The 14,340-nt window shown below is 59.5% G+C and carries 12 protein-coding genes and 2 pseudogenes; 5 read left to right on the forward strand and 9 right to left on the reverse strand.

What is annotated here, in order from left to right:
• Positions 1-738: 738 nt before the first annotated feature.
• Complete coding sequence (locus tag HXX25_RS05860) at positions 739-1,761, reverse strand: IS110 family transposase (protein WP_187166318.1); 1,023 nt, start codon at positions 1,759-1,761, stop codon at positions 739-741.
• A gap of 126 nt (positions 1,762-1,887) precedes the next feature.
• Between HXX25_RS05860 and HXX25_RS05865 the strand changes: the two are divergent.
• Together HXX25_RS05865 and HXX25_RS05870 are read left to right on the forward strand one after the other, a co-directional pair.
• Positions 1,888-2,019, forward strand: a pseudogene (locus tag HXX25_RS05865) (IS6 family transposase); the annotation flags it as partial.
• 97 nt (positions 2,020-2,116) lie between these two features.
• Positions 2,117-2,392, forward strand: a pseudogene (locus HXX25_RS05870) (transposase); the annotation flags it as partial.
• Positions 2,393-2,404: 12 nt separating this feature from the next.
• On the opposite strand, the gene recQ reads toward HXX25_RS05870, so the two are convergent.
• Positions 2,405-4,207: a DNA helicase RecQ gene (gene recQ, locus HXX25_RS05875; protein ID WP_187167559.1), complete on the reverse strand. Its 1,803-nt coding sequence runs from the start codon at positions 4,205-4,207 to the stop codon at positions 2,405-2,407.
• Positions 4,208-4,326: 119 nt separating this feature from the next.
• The gene (locus tag HXX25_RS05880) at positions 4,327-5,145 is read right to left on the reverse strand and encodes a DUF2306 domain-containing protein (protein WP_187167560.1); all 819 of its coding nucleotides are present in this window, start codon (positions 5,143-5,145) and stop codon (positions 4,327-4,329) included.
• A 166-nt stretch (positions 5,146-5,311) separates the two neighbouring features.
• Between HXX25_RS05880 and HXX25_RS05885 the strand changes: the two genes are divergently transcribed.
• A complete protein-coding gene (locus HXX25_RS05885) occupies positions 5,312-6,412 on the forward strand; it encodes a helix-turn-helix domain-containing protein (protein WP_187167561.1) in 1,101 nt (366 codons plus the stop codon).
• A gap of 5 nt (positions 6,413-6,417) precedes the next feature.
• Here the strand turns inward: HXX25_RS05885 and clpA are convergent, their stop codons facing one another.
• From clpA to HXX25_RS13520, 3 genes are all read right to left on the reverse strand, one after another.
• On the reverse strand, positions 6,418-8,748 hold the full coding sequence (clpA, locus tag HXX25_RS05890; protein ID WP_187167562.1) for an ATP-dependent Clp protease ATP-binding subunit ClpA: 2,331 nt from the start codon (positions 8,746-8,748) through the stop codon (positions 6,418-6,420).
• Between the two features lie 3 nt (positions 8,749-8,751).
• Positions 8,752-9,081, reverse strand: a complete 330-nt coding sequence (gene clpS / locus HXX25_RS05895) for an ATP-dependent Clp protease adapter ClpS (protein ID WP_187167563.1) — start codon at positions 9,079-9,081, stop codon at positions 8,752-8,754.
• 245 nt (positions 9,082-9,326) lie between these two features.
• A complete protein-coding gene (locus HXX25_RS13520) occupies positions 9,327-10,025 on the reverse strand; it encodes a phasin family protein (RefSeq protein WP_233346916.1) in 699 nt (232 codons plus the stop codon).
• A gap of 110 nt (positions 10,026-10,135) precedes the next feature.
• Here HXX25_RS13520 and HXX25_RS05905 point away from each other — a divergent pair, with 110 nt between their 5' ends.
• Positions 10,136-11,443, forward strand: coding sequence for a D-alanyl-D-alanine carboxypeptidase family protein (locus HXX25_RS05905; RefSeq protein WP_187167564.1), 1,308 nt, complete (start codon positions 10,136-10,138; stop codon positions 11,441-11,443).
• On the opposite strand, the gene HXX25_RS05910 is transcribed toward HXX25_RS05905, so the two are convergent.
• The 3 genes from HXX25_RS05910 to HXX25_RS05920 all read right to left on the reverse strand — a co-directional run bounded on the left by HXX25_RS05910 (position 11,440) and on the right by HXX25_RS05920 (position 13,358).
• On the reverse strand, positions 11,440-11,886 hold the full coding sequence (locus HXX25_RS05910; RefSeq protein WP_187167565.1) for a DnaJ domain-containing protein: 447 nt from the start codon (positions 11,884-11,886) through the stop codon (positions 11,440-11,442). The genes HXX25_RS05905 and HXX25_RS05910 overlap by 4 nt on opposite strands.
• The gene (locus HXX25_RS05915; RefSeq protein WP_304607841.1) at positions 11,886-12,698 is read right to left on the reverse strand and encodes a division plane positioning ATPase MipZ; all 813 of its coding nucleotides are present in this window, start codon (positions 12,696-12,698) and stop codon (positions 11,886-11,888) included. The genes HXX25_RS05910 and HXX25_RS05915 overlap by 1 nt, the downstream gene beginning before the upstream one ends.
• 156 nt (positions 12,699-12,854) lie before the next feature.
• A complete protein-coding gene (locus HXX25_RS05920) occupies positions 12,855-13,358 on the reverse strand; it encodes an SPOR domain-containing protein (RefSeq protein ID WP_187167567.1) in 504 nt (167 codons plus the stop codon).
• A 114-nt stretch (positions 13,359-13,472) separates the two neighbouring features.
• Between HXX25_RS05920 and panC the strand changes: the two genes are divergently transcribed.
• Positions 13,473-14,339, forward strand: a complete 867-nt coding sequence (gene panC / locus HXX25_RS05925; RefSeq protein WP_187167568.1) for a pantoate--beta-alanine ligase — start codon at positions 13,473-13,475, stop codon at positions 14,337-14,339.
• Position 14,340 lies beyond the last annotated feature (1 nt).

Here is a 14,340-nt window from a genome sequence, read left to right on the forward strand (position 1 = left end):
CCGAGCACCGCACCAATTCCTGACCCTTCACCGGGAGTGAAAACGGCGCTGTAATGGCTTGGATTGCCATTCCTGAAGCATGACAGGACAACGGCCGTTTCGGTGACGTGGGCACCCTGAATTATGCAGCTGAGCTGTCCGCCGGCATCCACTGGTTGGGCGGTAAGCCCCGGGCGTTGCGGCTGAGCAGGCTGGGACCGGCTTTGCGCCTCAGTCACTGACCCAAGCATATTCACCACTAGAACTGCTACAATCAATCCTGTTCTTGACATGTGCATCTCCAAAGCCTGACAGGCAAGAAGGTTAACACAACTGTCAGAAGCCGTGAATATGATTCAGCGCTCAGGGCCGACGGACAAGAAAAGTTTATGCAATCTCCAACCAGCTCTACCGTGACCTGAGCCCCATATTGGAGCCAAACCTAATGACGGGGCGATTAATCTGACAGAACTCCGGAGCGGGCGCTGTCATGTGTGGACGGCCCCCGTTTAGCAAGGGTTGATTTGGGTGACTTTTGATCATTGCGGGTTGCGGTCATGTGTCCGGCCTATTGACGCGGTAGCGATGACCGCTGGCCCTGATGAAGTCCGCGTGCTGAGATCCCTCTCAGAGGATCGAGCTCTTACGCCCTGACAACGCCTCGGGTTTTCCTCAGCTGCGGCCCCGTTTGATCATCATCACTTACATCTGCCCTCGCATCTCTTCAGCGGTGCCGTGTGGGCTACCGCATGCTCTGTTTCACACCATTGCAGGTGCCCGATAGGTCTCGCCGCGTGCCAGCACCGCCCAGGCGATGCGCGCGGTCTTGTTGGCCATCGCCACAGTGGCTACGCGTGCCGGCTTGCGCTCCAGCAGACGCCTGACCCAGTTGCCCGTTGCCGACGTGTTGGTGCCAACGCGCCGGATGACCGAGGTCGCCCCCACCACAAGAAGCCTGCGCAGATATCCATCGCCCATCTTTGATATGCACCCCAGACGGTCCTTACCACCCGACGAGTTCTGGCGTGGCACCAGCCCAAGGAAGGCGGCGAACTGGCGTCCGGACTTGAACACCGATGGGTCGGGTATGCTCGCGGACAGTGCGGTCGCCGTGATCAGGCCTACGCCAGGTATGGTCTCCAGTCGCTGACTGGTTTCATCTTCGCGGTGCCAGGCCATGAGCCGACGCTCCAGTGCACGGATCTCAGCCGCCAGATTATCGAGCTGGGCCATCAGGCTGCTCAGGGCCGAGCGAGCGATGTCTGGCAAGCCGGGCATCTCCTCATCGCGCATCGCTTCGAGCAGAGCGGCCAGCTTGTGTGGACCCTGCGCTGTGATGATGCCGAACTCGGCCAGATGGCCGCGGATCGCATTGAGCACCATGGTGCGTTGGCGCATCAGGAGATCGCGCGTCCGGTGCAGCATCATCACACCCTGGCGCTGCGCACTCTTGACCGGAACAAATCGCATGGTGGGCCGCGTCACCGCCTCGCAGATCGCCTCAGCATCAGCCACATCATTCTTCTGACGCTTGACGTAGGGCTTCACATAGGCCGGCGGGATCATCTTCACCTTATGGCCCAATGCGCCGATCTCGCGGGCCCAGAAATGGGCTGTGGCGCAAGCTTCCAGCCCGACCAGGCAGGGTGGCAGGTCGCGCAGGAAATCCAGAACGCCATTCCGGCGCAGTTTCTTGCGGAACAGGACTTCACCATGCGCGTCAACGCCGTGAAGCTGAAAAACAGATTTGGCCAGATCAATGCCGATTGTTGTAAGAGTCATCGTGGACGGTTCCTTCCGTTGCTGCTGTCTAACAGCTCCAGCATGGCACATTGCGATGCCGTAGGTCGGGGCCGTCCACCCCATCAGAGAAACAGCCCGTTAGACGTGGCCGGGCATCCTGCCCGTATGACCAACCCATTTCGCTACTTCAAGACTTGGCCCGAGATCATCCGCCTGGCAGTAGTGATGTATATCCGCTTTCCGCTCTCGCTGCGGAATGTGGAGGATCTGCTTCATGAGCGCGGGATCTACTGCTCTGCTCCGCAAAAAGGTAGGGCGACGCGGTCTCGGTGGAAGCGATATGGGCTGATCCGCTCGGACGTATCCCGCGAAGCGCCCCGGCTGAGCTTCCGCTGGAGCGGTGGTGATCCTGGACAATCTCGGCAGCCACAAGGGCAAGGCCGCCAGGGCCGCCGTCAGGGCCAGAGGCGCCCATCTGATCTTCCTGCCGCCCTACAGCCCGGACCTGAACCCCATCGAGCAGGTCTTCTCCAAGCTCAAGCATCTGATGCGCAAAGCCCAGCCTAGAACCCCCGAGGACACATGGCGAAAAGCCGGCCAGCTCCTCGACCTCATCAGCCCGGACGAATGCGCCAACTACCTGACTAACTCAGGATATGGTTCCGTCTAATGGAGTCCCGCTCTAGGTCTGCGCGCGCAGCGCCGCCAGAAAGACTTCGCCAAGATCGGCCAGCTTCTTCGGTCCGACCCCGTTGACCGCGGCCATCTGCTCCAGATTTTCAGGCCGCAAATGGCACATATCAATCAGGGTCGCATCGGAAAATATGACATAGGCGGGCACATTGCGTTCCGCAGCCAGCTCGCGGCGTAAATTCTTGAGTGCGGCCAGCAATCCGGAATCAACGTCGCTCTCGCCCGCCTTGCTCGCGCGGGTACGGCGGGGCTTCCGCTCGCCTTTGCCAATGACGATCTCTCGCAGCTCAAACGTCTCGCGGCCGCGCAACACAGCATCGCCACGATCCGTGAGCTTGAGGACACCAAACTGATCGATATCGGATTTCAGATATCCGCCGGCGACCGCTTGCCGGATCAAGCCTTGCCAGAAGGCCTTCGGCCGATCCTTGCCAATGCCATAAGTTGGTAAAGCATCATGCCCGCGCGCCCGGACCTTGTCCGTATCTCCGCCCCTCAGCACATCGACAACATGGCCAGATCCGAAGGACTGGCCGGTCCGGAGAATGGCGGAAAACAGCATTTGCGCTTCGCGTGTCCCATCCAGAAGAACCGGCGGGTCGAGGCAAATATCGCAATTTCCACATGCCTTCGCACCCGGCTCGCCGAAATAGGATAACAGCGTGATGCGCCGACACTGGGTTGCTTCGCAATAGGCCAGAAGCGCATCAAGGCGCTGATGCTCGCGCCGCTTATGCCCCTCATCCTCACCGTCGCCATCAATGAAACGCCGGCGCAGCCCGGCATCGCCCATGCCGTACAGCAGCATCGCGTCGGCGGGCGCACCGTCGCGGCCGGCCCGGCCAATCTCCTGATAATAGGCCTCCATGGAGCCGGGCATGTTCAGATGGAAGACATAGCGGATATCCGGCTTGTCGATCCCCATCCCGAACGCGATCGTCGCCACCATAACAACCGCGTCCTCGGCCATGAAAACTTCCTGATTCTCACGCCGCATTTCTGGCGACATCCCGGCATGATAGGGCAGTGCCCGGTAGCCTTCGGCCTTGAGCAGGTCCACAACCTCTCCCGTCAGTTTGCGCGACAGGCAATAGACAATGCCGGACTGTTCCCTGCGCTCCGCCAGAAATTCGAGAATTTGAGACTTCCACTGGAGTTTCGGCGTAACGGAGAGGTTGAGATTGGGGCGGTCGAAGCCGCGCACGATGGTTTCGCCTTCACCGTTGAACAGTTTTTCGGTGATGTCAGCGCGCGTGGCACTATCAGCTGTGGCCGTAAATGCCGCCAGTGTCGCATTGGGGAAATGATGTTTGAGTTGCGAAAGCTGCTCGTATTCACGCCGGAAACTGGCACCCCACTTGGAAATACAATGGGCTTCATCGACGACAAACAGGCCCGGCTCGACCGATTTGAGCGCATCCAGCATACGTGGCGTCATCAATCGCTCCGGCGAAAGATAAAGGAGCTTTGCCTCTCCCGACTGAAACGCCCGCCAGGCAGCGACATTTTCCTCGCGGCTGCGCCCGGAATGGATCGCCACCGCGGCCACTCCGTTTGCCACCAGCCCGGCAACCTGATCATCCATCAACGCCACCAGCGGCGAGATAATGATCGAGGGGTGGTCCCGCATCAGGGCGGGCACCTGATAGCAGAGCGATTTACCCGCCCCGGTCGGCATGACGCACAGCGTATGCTTGCCTTCCAGCAATCGCTCCACGATCTGTATCTGGCCGGGCCGGAATTCGGGAAACCCGAACACGGACTTCAGGACAGAATGAGCGGACACAGTCATGGGCGGCGCGGTTTCCGGCGAGCAATGGTCAGAAAGCCCGACACTACCGCGCGCTGGAGACGCCGGCCATCGCTGCAACGCATTCAAAGACAGCAGTCGGTGAGCCCCCTCACCTGATGTCAGATATGCGGGCTCCACATCATTGTCCACGCCCCGAACACGCCGAGCGCGGTGGTGGCGGTTGCCCCGAGCATCAGCCCGGACACTGCAAGTTTGACAGCGGATGACCGGCTTTCGATGGCCAGAAAATAGACTTCCAGAATGGCCAGCGGCAAGAGATAGCTGCCAAACGCGATAAACATGTCGAACGGCCCGTTCAGCGAGCGGCTCATGCCCACACCGCCTGTCGCTATCGCCCACGACATATAGCCAAGACGCGTAAACCAGACCCCGCTGAGCAGAATAAAGGTCCGCATCGCCCAGCGCCGATGCTGATCCACCTTGCGCTGCCGGATGAAGTAGAAGGCGGTGGCGGCCGTAATCAGCACCAGCACGCCATTGATCGTCGTACCCCATCCGCCAAGGTCCGTCAGGCGCGAGTCACGGCCCCAGATCATCCAGATTCCGCCAACAGACATCACAACCGCTACTAGAAGATAGGTGCGGCCGGTCCAGCGATGGATCGCCGGAAAGCGGTTCCGGATGGGCGGCATCAGCTGCATTGTGCCGCCAATACAGATTACCGCTGTCAGCAAGGCGTGGGACACAAAGGCGAGATTGCCGATCAGATCACCCGCCGTATAGCCCTGGATTAGCCCGACTTCGTCCCAGCTGGCCCAGTTGCCGCTGGCTGTGCGCGGGCCATAGGCGGCGATCACATAATAGGCAAACAGCCATTGCCCGATAACGGCCACGAGGAACCAGAGCAGTCCGGTGGTTTTGAGAACAGTGTGCGCATTCAGTGCGCGGCGCGCGGGAGACGCCAGTGTATCGACCATGATGAATATTCCTTCTTGTCGTGCCGGCCTTGGTTGGCCGGTCATGGAAAAGGAATGAACGATCGGGCGGGCACCGGCTCGCCGATTCAGAAATCGGCGAGAGAAAATCACAAACTTGCATATCGGTCGGGATCAGGCGCATCATGGCACACGAATGGAGGCCACCGTGTTTGCACTGGGCGCAGGATTGAAAATATTCGCAATATCTGCGGCGGCGGTCTGGCTTGGATGGATCGCCCTTCGGCGCGCCTTCTCGCAACTTCACCTGATCTGGGCCGGCTTTTGCGTCGGATTGATCGCCATCATGCTGATCGAAGTTCTGGGTCGGGAAACGATCGGTGTTGCCTACCCCGTCATGGCGATTGCCAGTTGCGCCTCCTGTTCCTTTTTTTGGCTCACATCCCGTGCCCTGTTTCGTCATGACGCCGCGATTGACTGGCCCGAAATGGCCATTGTTGCCGGGATTTTCCTTCCGACAATTTTTGACCAGTTCGCGCTGGCCCTGAATTTTGGCGGGATGGTCGGCGAGGCAGGCCTCGCGCAGTGGATGGAGCGACTGGACGGCATGCAGGCCTTCTTCAGCTCGGCCGCCCTCCTTCTGGCGTTTGGCGAGGGGCTGAATGGCTGGTCGGGGATTTCCGATAGCGAAAATCGCATTCGCTACATTTTCCTGTCCAGCTTCGGGGCCGGCGTTGTCATCTGCGTCATGCTGTTCGACCATGGACGACTGACATTCATATCCCCCGGACTGACGGTGCTCATTCAGGGCTTTTGTGCCGCGATGATCATGTGCAGCGTCAGCCTCGCCATCATTTTCCGTCAGACAAACCCCCTGCCCTCAGGCGCTGCACGAAAAACGCCGCCGGCGACAGACGATGAAATCGCATTGGCGCGGCGCGCTGAAGCCCTCGTGGCCGAAGGCGCCTATCTGGATCCGGAGCTCAAGGTATCGACCCTCGCCCGGCGCCTGCACGAAAAAGACTACAAGGTCTCACGCGCCATCGTCTCGGCGCTCGGACACCCGAATTTCAACCGCTTTATCAATAAATACCGAATTCGCCATGCCGAAGACCTACTGGCGGATACGGCATCCAGCGCCAGCATTCTCGATATTGCACTGGATAGTGGCTTTGCATCTCTGGGGCCGTTCAATCGCGCTTTCAAGGAAGCCAACGGCCTGACGCCGCGCGAATATCGCCGCGAAAAGGAAAAGACCGCCACCGGGATCGGTGACGGCCTGTCCTCATCTGAAGTCTTTGCCGAGTAGGCTGTCTAGCGAACCGGCTCTTTGGCTTTCTTCTTGCCACTGCCCTTGGGCTTTTTCGGCTTGAGCCGGTCGCCCGGCGTAATGTCGAAATCGAGACGATCCTTGTCCGCCGCATCCACATCCACCTTCACAAGGCCACCGGATTTGAGTTGGCCAAAGAGAATTTCATCGGCGAGCGGCTTCTTGATGTGCTCCTGGATAATGCGGGACAATGGCCGCGCACCGAACTTCTGATCATAGCCGCGGGTGGCGAGCCATTCCGTCGCCGCATCACTCAATTCGAACGTGATGCCGCGATCTGCCAGTTGGGCTTCAAGCTGCAACACGAATTTCTCGACCACGCGGCTGACAATCGGCTGAGACAGGCCGGCAAACGGAATGATCGCATCCAGACGGTTGCGGAATTCCGGCGTGAACAGCTTTTCGATCGCCGCCACATCATCGCCTTCGCGCTTGTCACGGCCAAAGCCGATGGCTTCCTTCGCCGCATCCGATGCGCCCGCATTCGTTGTCATGATCAGGACCACATTACGGAAATCGACCTTCTTGCCATTGGCATCGGTCAGGCTGCCATGATCCATGACCTGCAGGAGGATATTGAACAGGTCCGGGTGGGCCTTCTCGATTTCGTCCAGCAGCAGAACCGCATGCCGGTGCTGGTCAACCGCATCCGTCAGAAGGCCGCCCTGGTCATGACCGACATAGCCAGGAGGCGCACCGATCAGGCGTGAAACGGTGTGGCGCTCCATGTATTCGGACATGTCGAAGCGCAGGAGCTCGACACCCAGGATAGACGCCAATTGCTTGGCCACTTCGGTCTTGCCGACGCCGGTCGGCCCGGAAAAGAGATAGTTGCCGATCGGCTTTTCCGGCTCGCGCAGTCCGGCGCGCGACAGTTTGATCGCCGAGGAGAGTTTCTCGATCGCTTCATCCTGGCCAAAGACGACATGGCGCAAGTCCGACGGCAGGGATTTCAGCGCGACTTCATCATCCTTGGAAACAGATTTTTCCGGGATGCGGGCAATTTTCGCGACAACCGTCTCGACTTCTTTCACACCAATCGTTTTCTTGCGCTTCGAGGGCGGCAGAAGCCGCATGCGGGCCCCGGCCTCGTCGATCACATCGATGGCCTTGTCCGGCAGTTTCCGGTCGGTGATATAGCGCGAGGCGAGGTCTACAGCCGTTTTCACCGCTTCATTGGTGAAGCGCACATCGTGGAATTCCTCGAAATAGGGCTTCAGCCCCTGAAGGATTTTCACCGTGTCATCCCGGCTGGGCTCGGTCACATCAATCTTCTGGAAACGGCGGGCCAGCGCCCGGTCCTTCTCAAAATGCTGGCGGAACTCCTTGTAGGTCGTGGAACCCATGCAGCGCAGGCTTCCCGATTGCAGCGCCGGTTTGAGGAGGTTGGATGCATCCATCGCGCCACCAGACGTCGCGCCGGCCCCGATAACGGTGTGAATTTCGTCAATGAAGAGAATGGCACCGTCGCGCGCTTCCAATTCCTTGACGACCTGTTTCACGCGCTCTTCGAAGTCACCGCGATAACGGGTGCCCGCGAGCAGTGTCCCCATATCCAGCGAATAGATCGTGGCGTCCTGAAGCACTTCAGGAACATCTTTCTCGATGATCTTGCGGGCGAGGCCCTCGGCAATCGCCGTCTTGCCCACGCCCGGATCGCCGACGAGGAGCGGATTATTCTTGCGGCGGCGGCACAACACCTGAATGCAGCGTTCGACCTCAGCCTCGCGGCCGATGAGCGGATCCACACCGCCTTCGCGCGCCTTGGCATTCAGATCGACGCAGTAGGCCGAGAGCGCATCGCCCTCTTTCTCGTCATCCTCATCCAGATCGTCTTCCATGGCGCCACGCACCGGCCGGGCTTCGCTTTCGCCCGGACGTTTGGCAATGCCATGGGAAATGTAGTTCACCGCGTCATAGCGCGTCATATCGCGCTCGGCGAGGAAATGGGCGGCATGGCTCTCGCGCTCGGCAAAGATCGCGACCAGCACATTGGCGCCGGTCACCTCTTCGCGGCCGGCATTCTGGACGTGGATGACGGCGCGCTGGATGACGCGCTGGAAACCGGTTGTCGGCTTGGCATCTTCATTGTCATCAACCGCCAGATCGCCCAGCTCGGCGTCCACAAAAGCGGTCAGCGTCGACTTCAACTCCCCCAGATCGACATCGCACGCTTTCATCACTCCGGCGGCATCCTCGTCATCAACAAGGGCCAGCAACAAGTGTTCCAGCGTGGCGTATTCATGACCACGTTCATTCGCAAACCCGAGGGCGCGGTGAAGCGTGTCTTCGAGAGAGGTTGAAAATGAGGGCAACGTCTATTCCTTTTCCATCGTGCATTGCAGCGGGTGCTGCGCTCGCCGGGCCAGATCCATCACTTGGGCGACCTTCGTCTCGGCGATCTCGAAGGTAAACACGCCGCAAACGCCGACGCCATTCTGATGGACATGAAGCATGATCTGCGTCGCTTCTTCTGGCGACTTGTTGAAGATCCGCATCAGGACCTCAATGACGAACTCCATCGGCGTGAAATCGTCATTCAGCATGACCACCCGGTACAAAGACGGTTTTTTCGTCTTCGGGCGGGTGCGTGTGGCAACTCCTGTCTGGCGATCAGGGTTGCCGGGTTTATCGCGGCGCTCGGTCATCGATTCGGCTCGTCGCTGTCTGCCTATTAGATAAGCAAGCTTTGTGCCCTGGGAAGGGCTGAAACGCGATACTCAACAGCTTCCCTCCAATCTGGAACCAAATTGTGACATCCGATCGTTCAAAACGTGACCGGATTCTCGTTACCAAAGGGCAAAAGAAAAAGGCCCGGCGGAAAAGACCGCCGGGCCAGTTAGGGAGAATGTATCGGGCAGTTCGGGGGAGAACGACCTGCCCGAAATCAGCTCTAGCGAGCCGACTGAACCATTTCGACCGACGCCGCGACGCGGTCATTGATCGGCTTGGTTACTTCTTTGACCGCTCCGGCATAAAGCTCGGAGGTCTTGGTCATTTCAGACATGAACATGTCCATGGACGATTTCACGAAATCGGTTTGAACCTCGATCATGTCCTGAACGGATTTGGCGGTGGTCAGCGCCTTGGTGGCGGCAACCGCAGATTCCATCGACGTCTTGGCATAGGCCACGGCGTTGGTGTTCAGTACTTCGGCGTTCTTGCCGGCGGCTGTTGCAGACGCGATGACGGCTTCGACGTTTTCTTTCTGGAAAGCGTTCAGCTCGTTGACCGACTTCAGCGACTTTTCGAAACCTTCCTTGAAGGCCTGATTGCCGGCAGTGGTCATTTGCTCGATCGTCTCATTGGCAGCGGTTTGTGCGTTTTTCATAACTTTGGTGTCCTTTTTCGGGGAGGATTTGGTTTTCGCCTTGGCAGGCTTACGAGTAACGGTCTTTTTTGCCGTCGCTTTCTTGGCCGGTGCCTTCGGGGCAGCTTTCCTGGCGGCGCGATCGGTCCGGGCCTTTTTGGCGGCCGGTGCTTTCACCGTTTCCGTCTTGGCTTCGGTTTGCGCTGTCTCGGCAGCAGGTTGTGCGGTCGTATCAGTCATTTTCAATCTCTTCAGCGACTCGTTTGTTCGCAGTTGCAGCATTTGTATGCCAAACCTTCGCAGCTGCGTCAACAAAAATGTTGCGCTGCACCATAAATAATTTGCGACGGTCTTAACGTGACAGAAACGGGTCTGGGGTTGGATCGTTCCCTATGAATGCTCTGCGCAGCCTCTTTCTCTCGGTCGTCATCATCCTGTCGTGGGGGCTGGCACCCGACGGGTATGCCGATACACGCCGCTATGCGGCTTTTGTTGCGGATGCGAATTCCGGTGACGTCCTGCACAGCCGCCTGGCCGATGCCCAGCGTTATCCGGCCTCCCTGACCAAGATGATGACACTTTATCTTCTGTTCGAAGCGATCGAGGCGGGTGAACTCTCCCTGTCAGATACCCTCACCGTCTCTCGCATTGCGGCCAGCCAGCAACCATCCAATCTAAATCTCTCCCAGGGCGATACGATTACCGTCGAAACGGCCATCCGGGCTCTGGTGATCAAGAGCGCCAATGATGTCGCGGTCGTTGTGGCCGAACAACTGGCCACGACCGAACGCGCCTTTGCCGTTGAGATGACGGCCCGGGCCCGCGAGCTGGGCCTGTCCAACACGACATTCCGGAATGCGTCCGGCCTTCCCAATTCGCGGCAGGTCACCACGGCACGCGACATGGCGCGGCTGACCGTGGCCCTGCGCCGCGACTTTCCGCAATACATGCCGTATTTTTCAGAGCGCAGCTTCACCTATAACGGCCGCACCTATCGCTCCCACAACAATCTGATTGGCCGCGTCGATGGCGTCGACGGGATGAAAACCGGATATATCCGGGCATCCGGCTTTAATATCGCCACAACCGCAGAACGCGATGGCCGCCGTCTGGTAGCTGTCGTGATGGGCGGTCCGACGGCGTCCTACCGGGATGCCCATGCCGAGCAATTGATTAACGCCGCTTACCGCTCACTTGAGAACCGCGAAGCGCTGATTGTGGCCGTGCAGGATCTGACACCCCGCCTCAACCCCATCCGCGAGCATGACATTATCGCAACCCAGATTGCCGCCCTGGACTTGTCACCGCCGGTGGCGCAGGGCGATGGTGACGCCTTGCCGCCCCTTCGCATCGAGATGACGGACGATATGGGCGCGGCGCCCACAACCACGCATGCATCGGTGGACGCAGAACCCACCCTGATCACCTTTCCGGACGAGCCCTCGCCCCCGCCGTCCGGCTGGGCCATTCAGGTCGGTGCCTATGCCGATGAAGCGGCCGCAAGGGCGCGTCTCGAAACCGTACAGACTCTGGCCGGCGAGCTGGGCGATGCCGAGATGTACACGCCGCGTTTCGAAGCCAATGGCCGAACCCTCTTCCGGGCGCGGTTTACCGGCATAAATGCCACAACCGCCCGCGCGGCCTGCGCCCGGCTCGCCGCCCGCGACGAGCCCTGCTTTGCCGTGGCACCTGGCAGCTAGTTTTTCAAAAGAACATCACGCGCTTCTGTCAGGCGGCGCGACAGGCCATCCGTGCCGCCGGAATCCGGGTGAACGCGTTTCATCAGGGTGCGATAGGCCGTCCGGATTTCCTCATTGGATGGATTGCCCTCAAGGCCCAGAATATCGAGTGCTTCTTCGCGGCTGATGGCTTGAATTGTGGGAGTAGTCGTTTGCTGGCCATTCCGGCCTGGCTTGGGACGAAACCCCGCCCCGACGGCCATCATGCCAATCCCGAATGTCGCCAGCGGCGCGCCCAGAATGGCCAGACCCCGCAATGTCAGAAGGCCGCCGAAAATCGCTGCCGCGAGGCCGAGCGTGATCCGTGACCAGCGCGCAGCTTCTGCCGTTTCCATGCGGGCAAAGGCGCGGGAGACCAGCACCAGAATGACAAGGGCAGCAAAACCCAGAAGCAGAAATGGCATCAGAAGGGAATCTTTGTATCCACCAGTTCGGGCAACTTAAGGACCGTCAGCAGATCGCGCAATTCCTGACGCGCGGCAACATGGCTCATCGAGAAGGCCACAGCCGAACCGTCCTCTGTCAGATCCAGCAAGGTCAGGCCCAGCGGAAACAATTCGCGATAGATGACACGTTCGGCAAATCCCGGTGCCATGCGGAACCCGATCCGTTCGGACAATTTCTTCAGGCCATCCCCGACGCGGCGCTTGTTGCGCGCATCCAGCTGGGACATGCGATTGCGCATCACAACCCAGTCAATCGAGGTCTTGTCGCGGCCAGCGCGCTTCTTGCGGCAGTCCCAGACCATCTCCGAATAGACGCTTGGCCGACCGACTTCAAAAGTCTGTGCGTCGATCTCCGCGAGCAGATCGAAATCGATGAAACTGTCATTCACCGGCGTGATGATCGTATCGGCCACGGCATGCGCCAGCCGCGAATAATAGGTGTCCGATCCCGGTGCATCGACGATGATGAAGTCATGCTCGGCCTTCAGCTCGCTGAAAACGGCCTGAAAGCGGGCATCTTCCTCGGCTTCCGCTTCGTCGAGATGCCGCAATGCACTGGCTTCAAGGCGGACTTCCTTTGGTATTGGCAGGTCGACGCCATAGCGTTCGGCCCAGTCACGGCGGTTTTGCAGGTAACGGCCAAATGTGCGCTGTCTCAAATCGAGATCAATGACGCCGACCGATTTTCCCATCCGCATGAGGGCGATCGACAAATGCATGGCAACCGTCGATTTGCCGGCCCCGCCTTTTTCATTGCCCACAATAATCACATGGGGCCCCTTGTTTCGCCGTATCAGACGAAAGCGGCCAGGACGGTCAGTCTGCGTCGAAAAATTCATGTGACACCGGATGTAGGGACAAACTCATGGCTCTTATAGAGCAAGTCCGGTGCCAAGACTAACAACGGATTCCAATTGTGAGAATTATTACCGGCCCAGCGTTTGGCCCGTGAAATCGGTCACAGCGCACCATCCGCCGGCCGCCTCTACCTCCCGGCAAGCCGCGCGCGCATCGGCTTCGGTGTCAAATGGCCCGGCCTTGAGGCGAAGATACTGGCCGCGCGAGCCGAGATCGGCCGCCTCCAGGCGCGCGGTTCGTGATGCCAGAAGGTCCGGGAAAAGCGCTTGCAGCGATTGCCAACCCGAAACTGCATTTTCCTCCACGCGGTAGGAGGCCAGATGAATGGCATGAAACAGGCTCTGCCCGCCTTCAGGGTCGGGCGCAACCGGGTCGGGTTCCGGAAGGGGCTCGGGCGGGGCTGCCAATCGCAAGGCCAATGTCCGCATCTCGTCTTCGACCGCATCCAGCGCAGCCGGGTCGTATCGCGAACGGTGGTCCAGGTCGGCGGCGAGCCGGGCGGCCATCTGCGCACTGGACGATTGCGCAACCGGCGCGGCCGGCTGCAACGGCAGGTCTTCCCGCGTTGTCATGCAGGCACCGAGTGAAAATCCCAGCAGAATTATGAGGCCATTGCGGATCATGTTTCGTGTGTAGCGCGAGTCGCATGGCTTGCGTCCAGAGCCAAGCCGCATTATCCGCCAATTATGAGTGATTTATCCGCCCTTCCCCTGCCGTCTACGGCTGATCTCGCCCACTTGCGCCGCATCGTAGCGGAATGGCGGCACGATGGCCTTCGTATCGGCTTTGTGCCGACAATGGGCGCATTGCATGACGGGCATCTGTCGCTGATCGCAAGGGCTAAGGAAAAGGCCGACCGGGTCGTGGCCAGCATATTCGTCAATCCCACCCAGTTTGCGCCGGGCGAAGATTTCGACGCCTATCCACGCACGATGGACGCTGACGCCGCCAAACTCGCCCATGCCGGATGCGATCTGCTGTACGCGCCCGTGGCATCAGACATGTATCCGGATGGTTTTTCGGCGACCCTGACCGTTGGCGGTCCCTCACAGGGGCTGGAGACAGATTTCCGCCCGCATTTCTTCAACGGCGTCGCCATTGTCGTGGCCAAGCTCTTCAACCGGGTTCAGCCGGATATCGCCGTTTTCGGCGAAAAGGATTATCAGCAATTGCTGGTGATCCGGCACATGGTGCGGGATCTGGACTTGCCGATAGAGATCATTCCGGGTGAAACCTTGCGCGAACGCGATGGTCTCGCCCTGTCCTCACGCAACGCCTACCTGTCGACAGACGAGCGGCGCGTAGCCGCAAGCCTCAATGAAATCCTCGCCGCCTTCGCGCATGATCTCTCGACCGGAATTGACTGGGAAACAGCGCAGGGCAAGGCGTTGGCGAAAGCCGCCAATGCCTTTGAGCGGGTCGATTACATTGAAGCACGATGCGCTGAGACGCTCGCCCCGCTGCCGCCCGGCCCGGTTCACCAGCCCGCGCGGGTTCTGGCGGCGGTCTGGCTCGACAAAACACGGCTCATCGACAATATGCCGGCGGTCTAGC

The organism is Hyphobacterium sp. CCMP332 (genome assembly GCF_014323565.1).
Taxonomy (GTDB): Bacteria; Pseudomonadota; Alphaproteobacteria; order Caulobacterales; family Maricaulaceae; genus Hyphobacterium.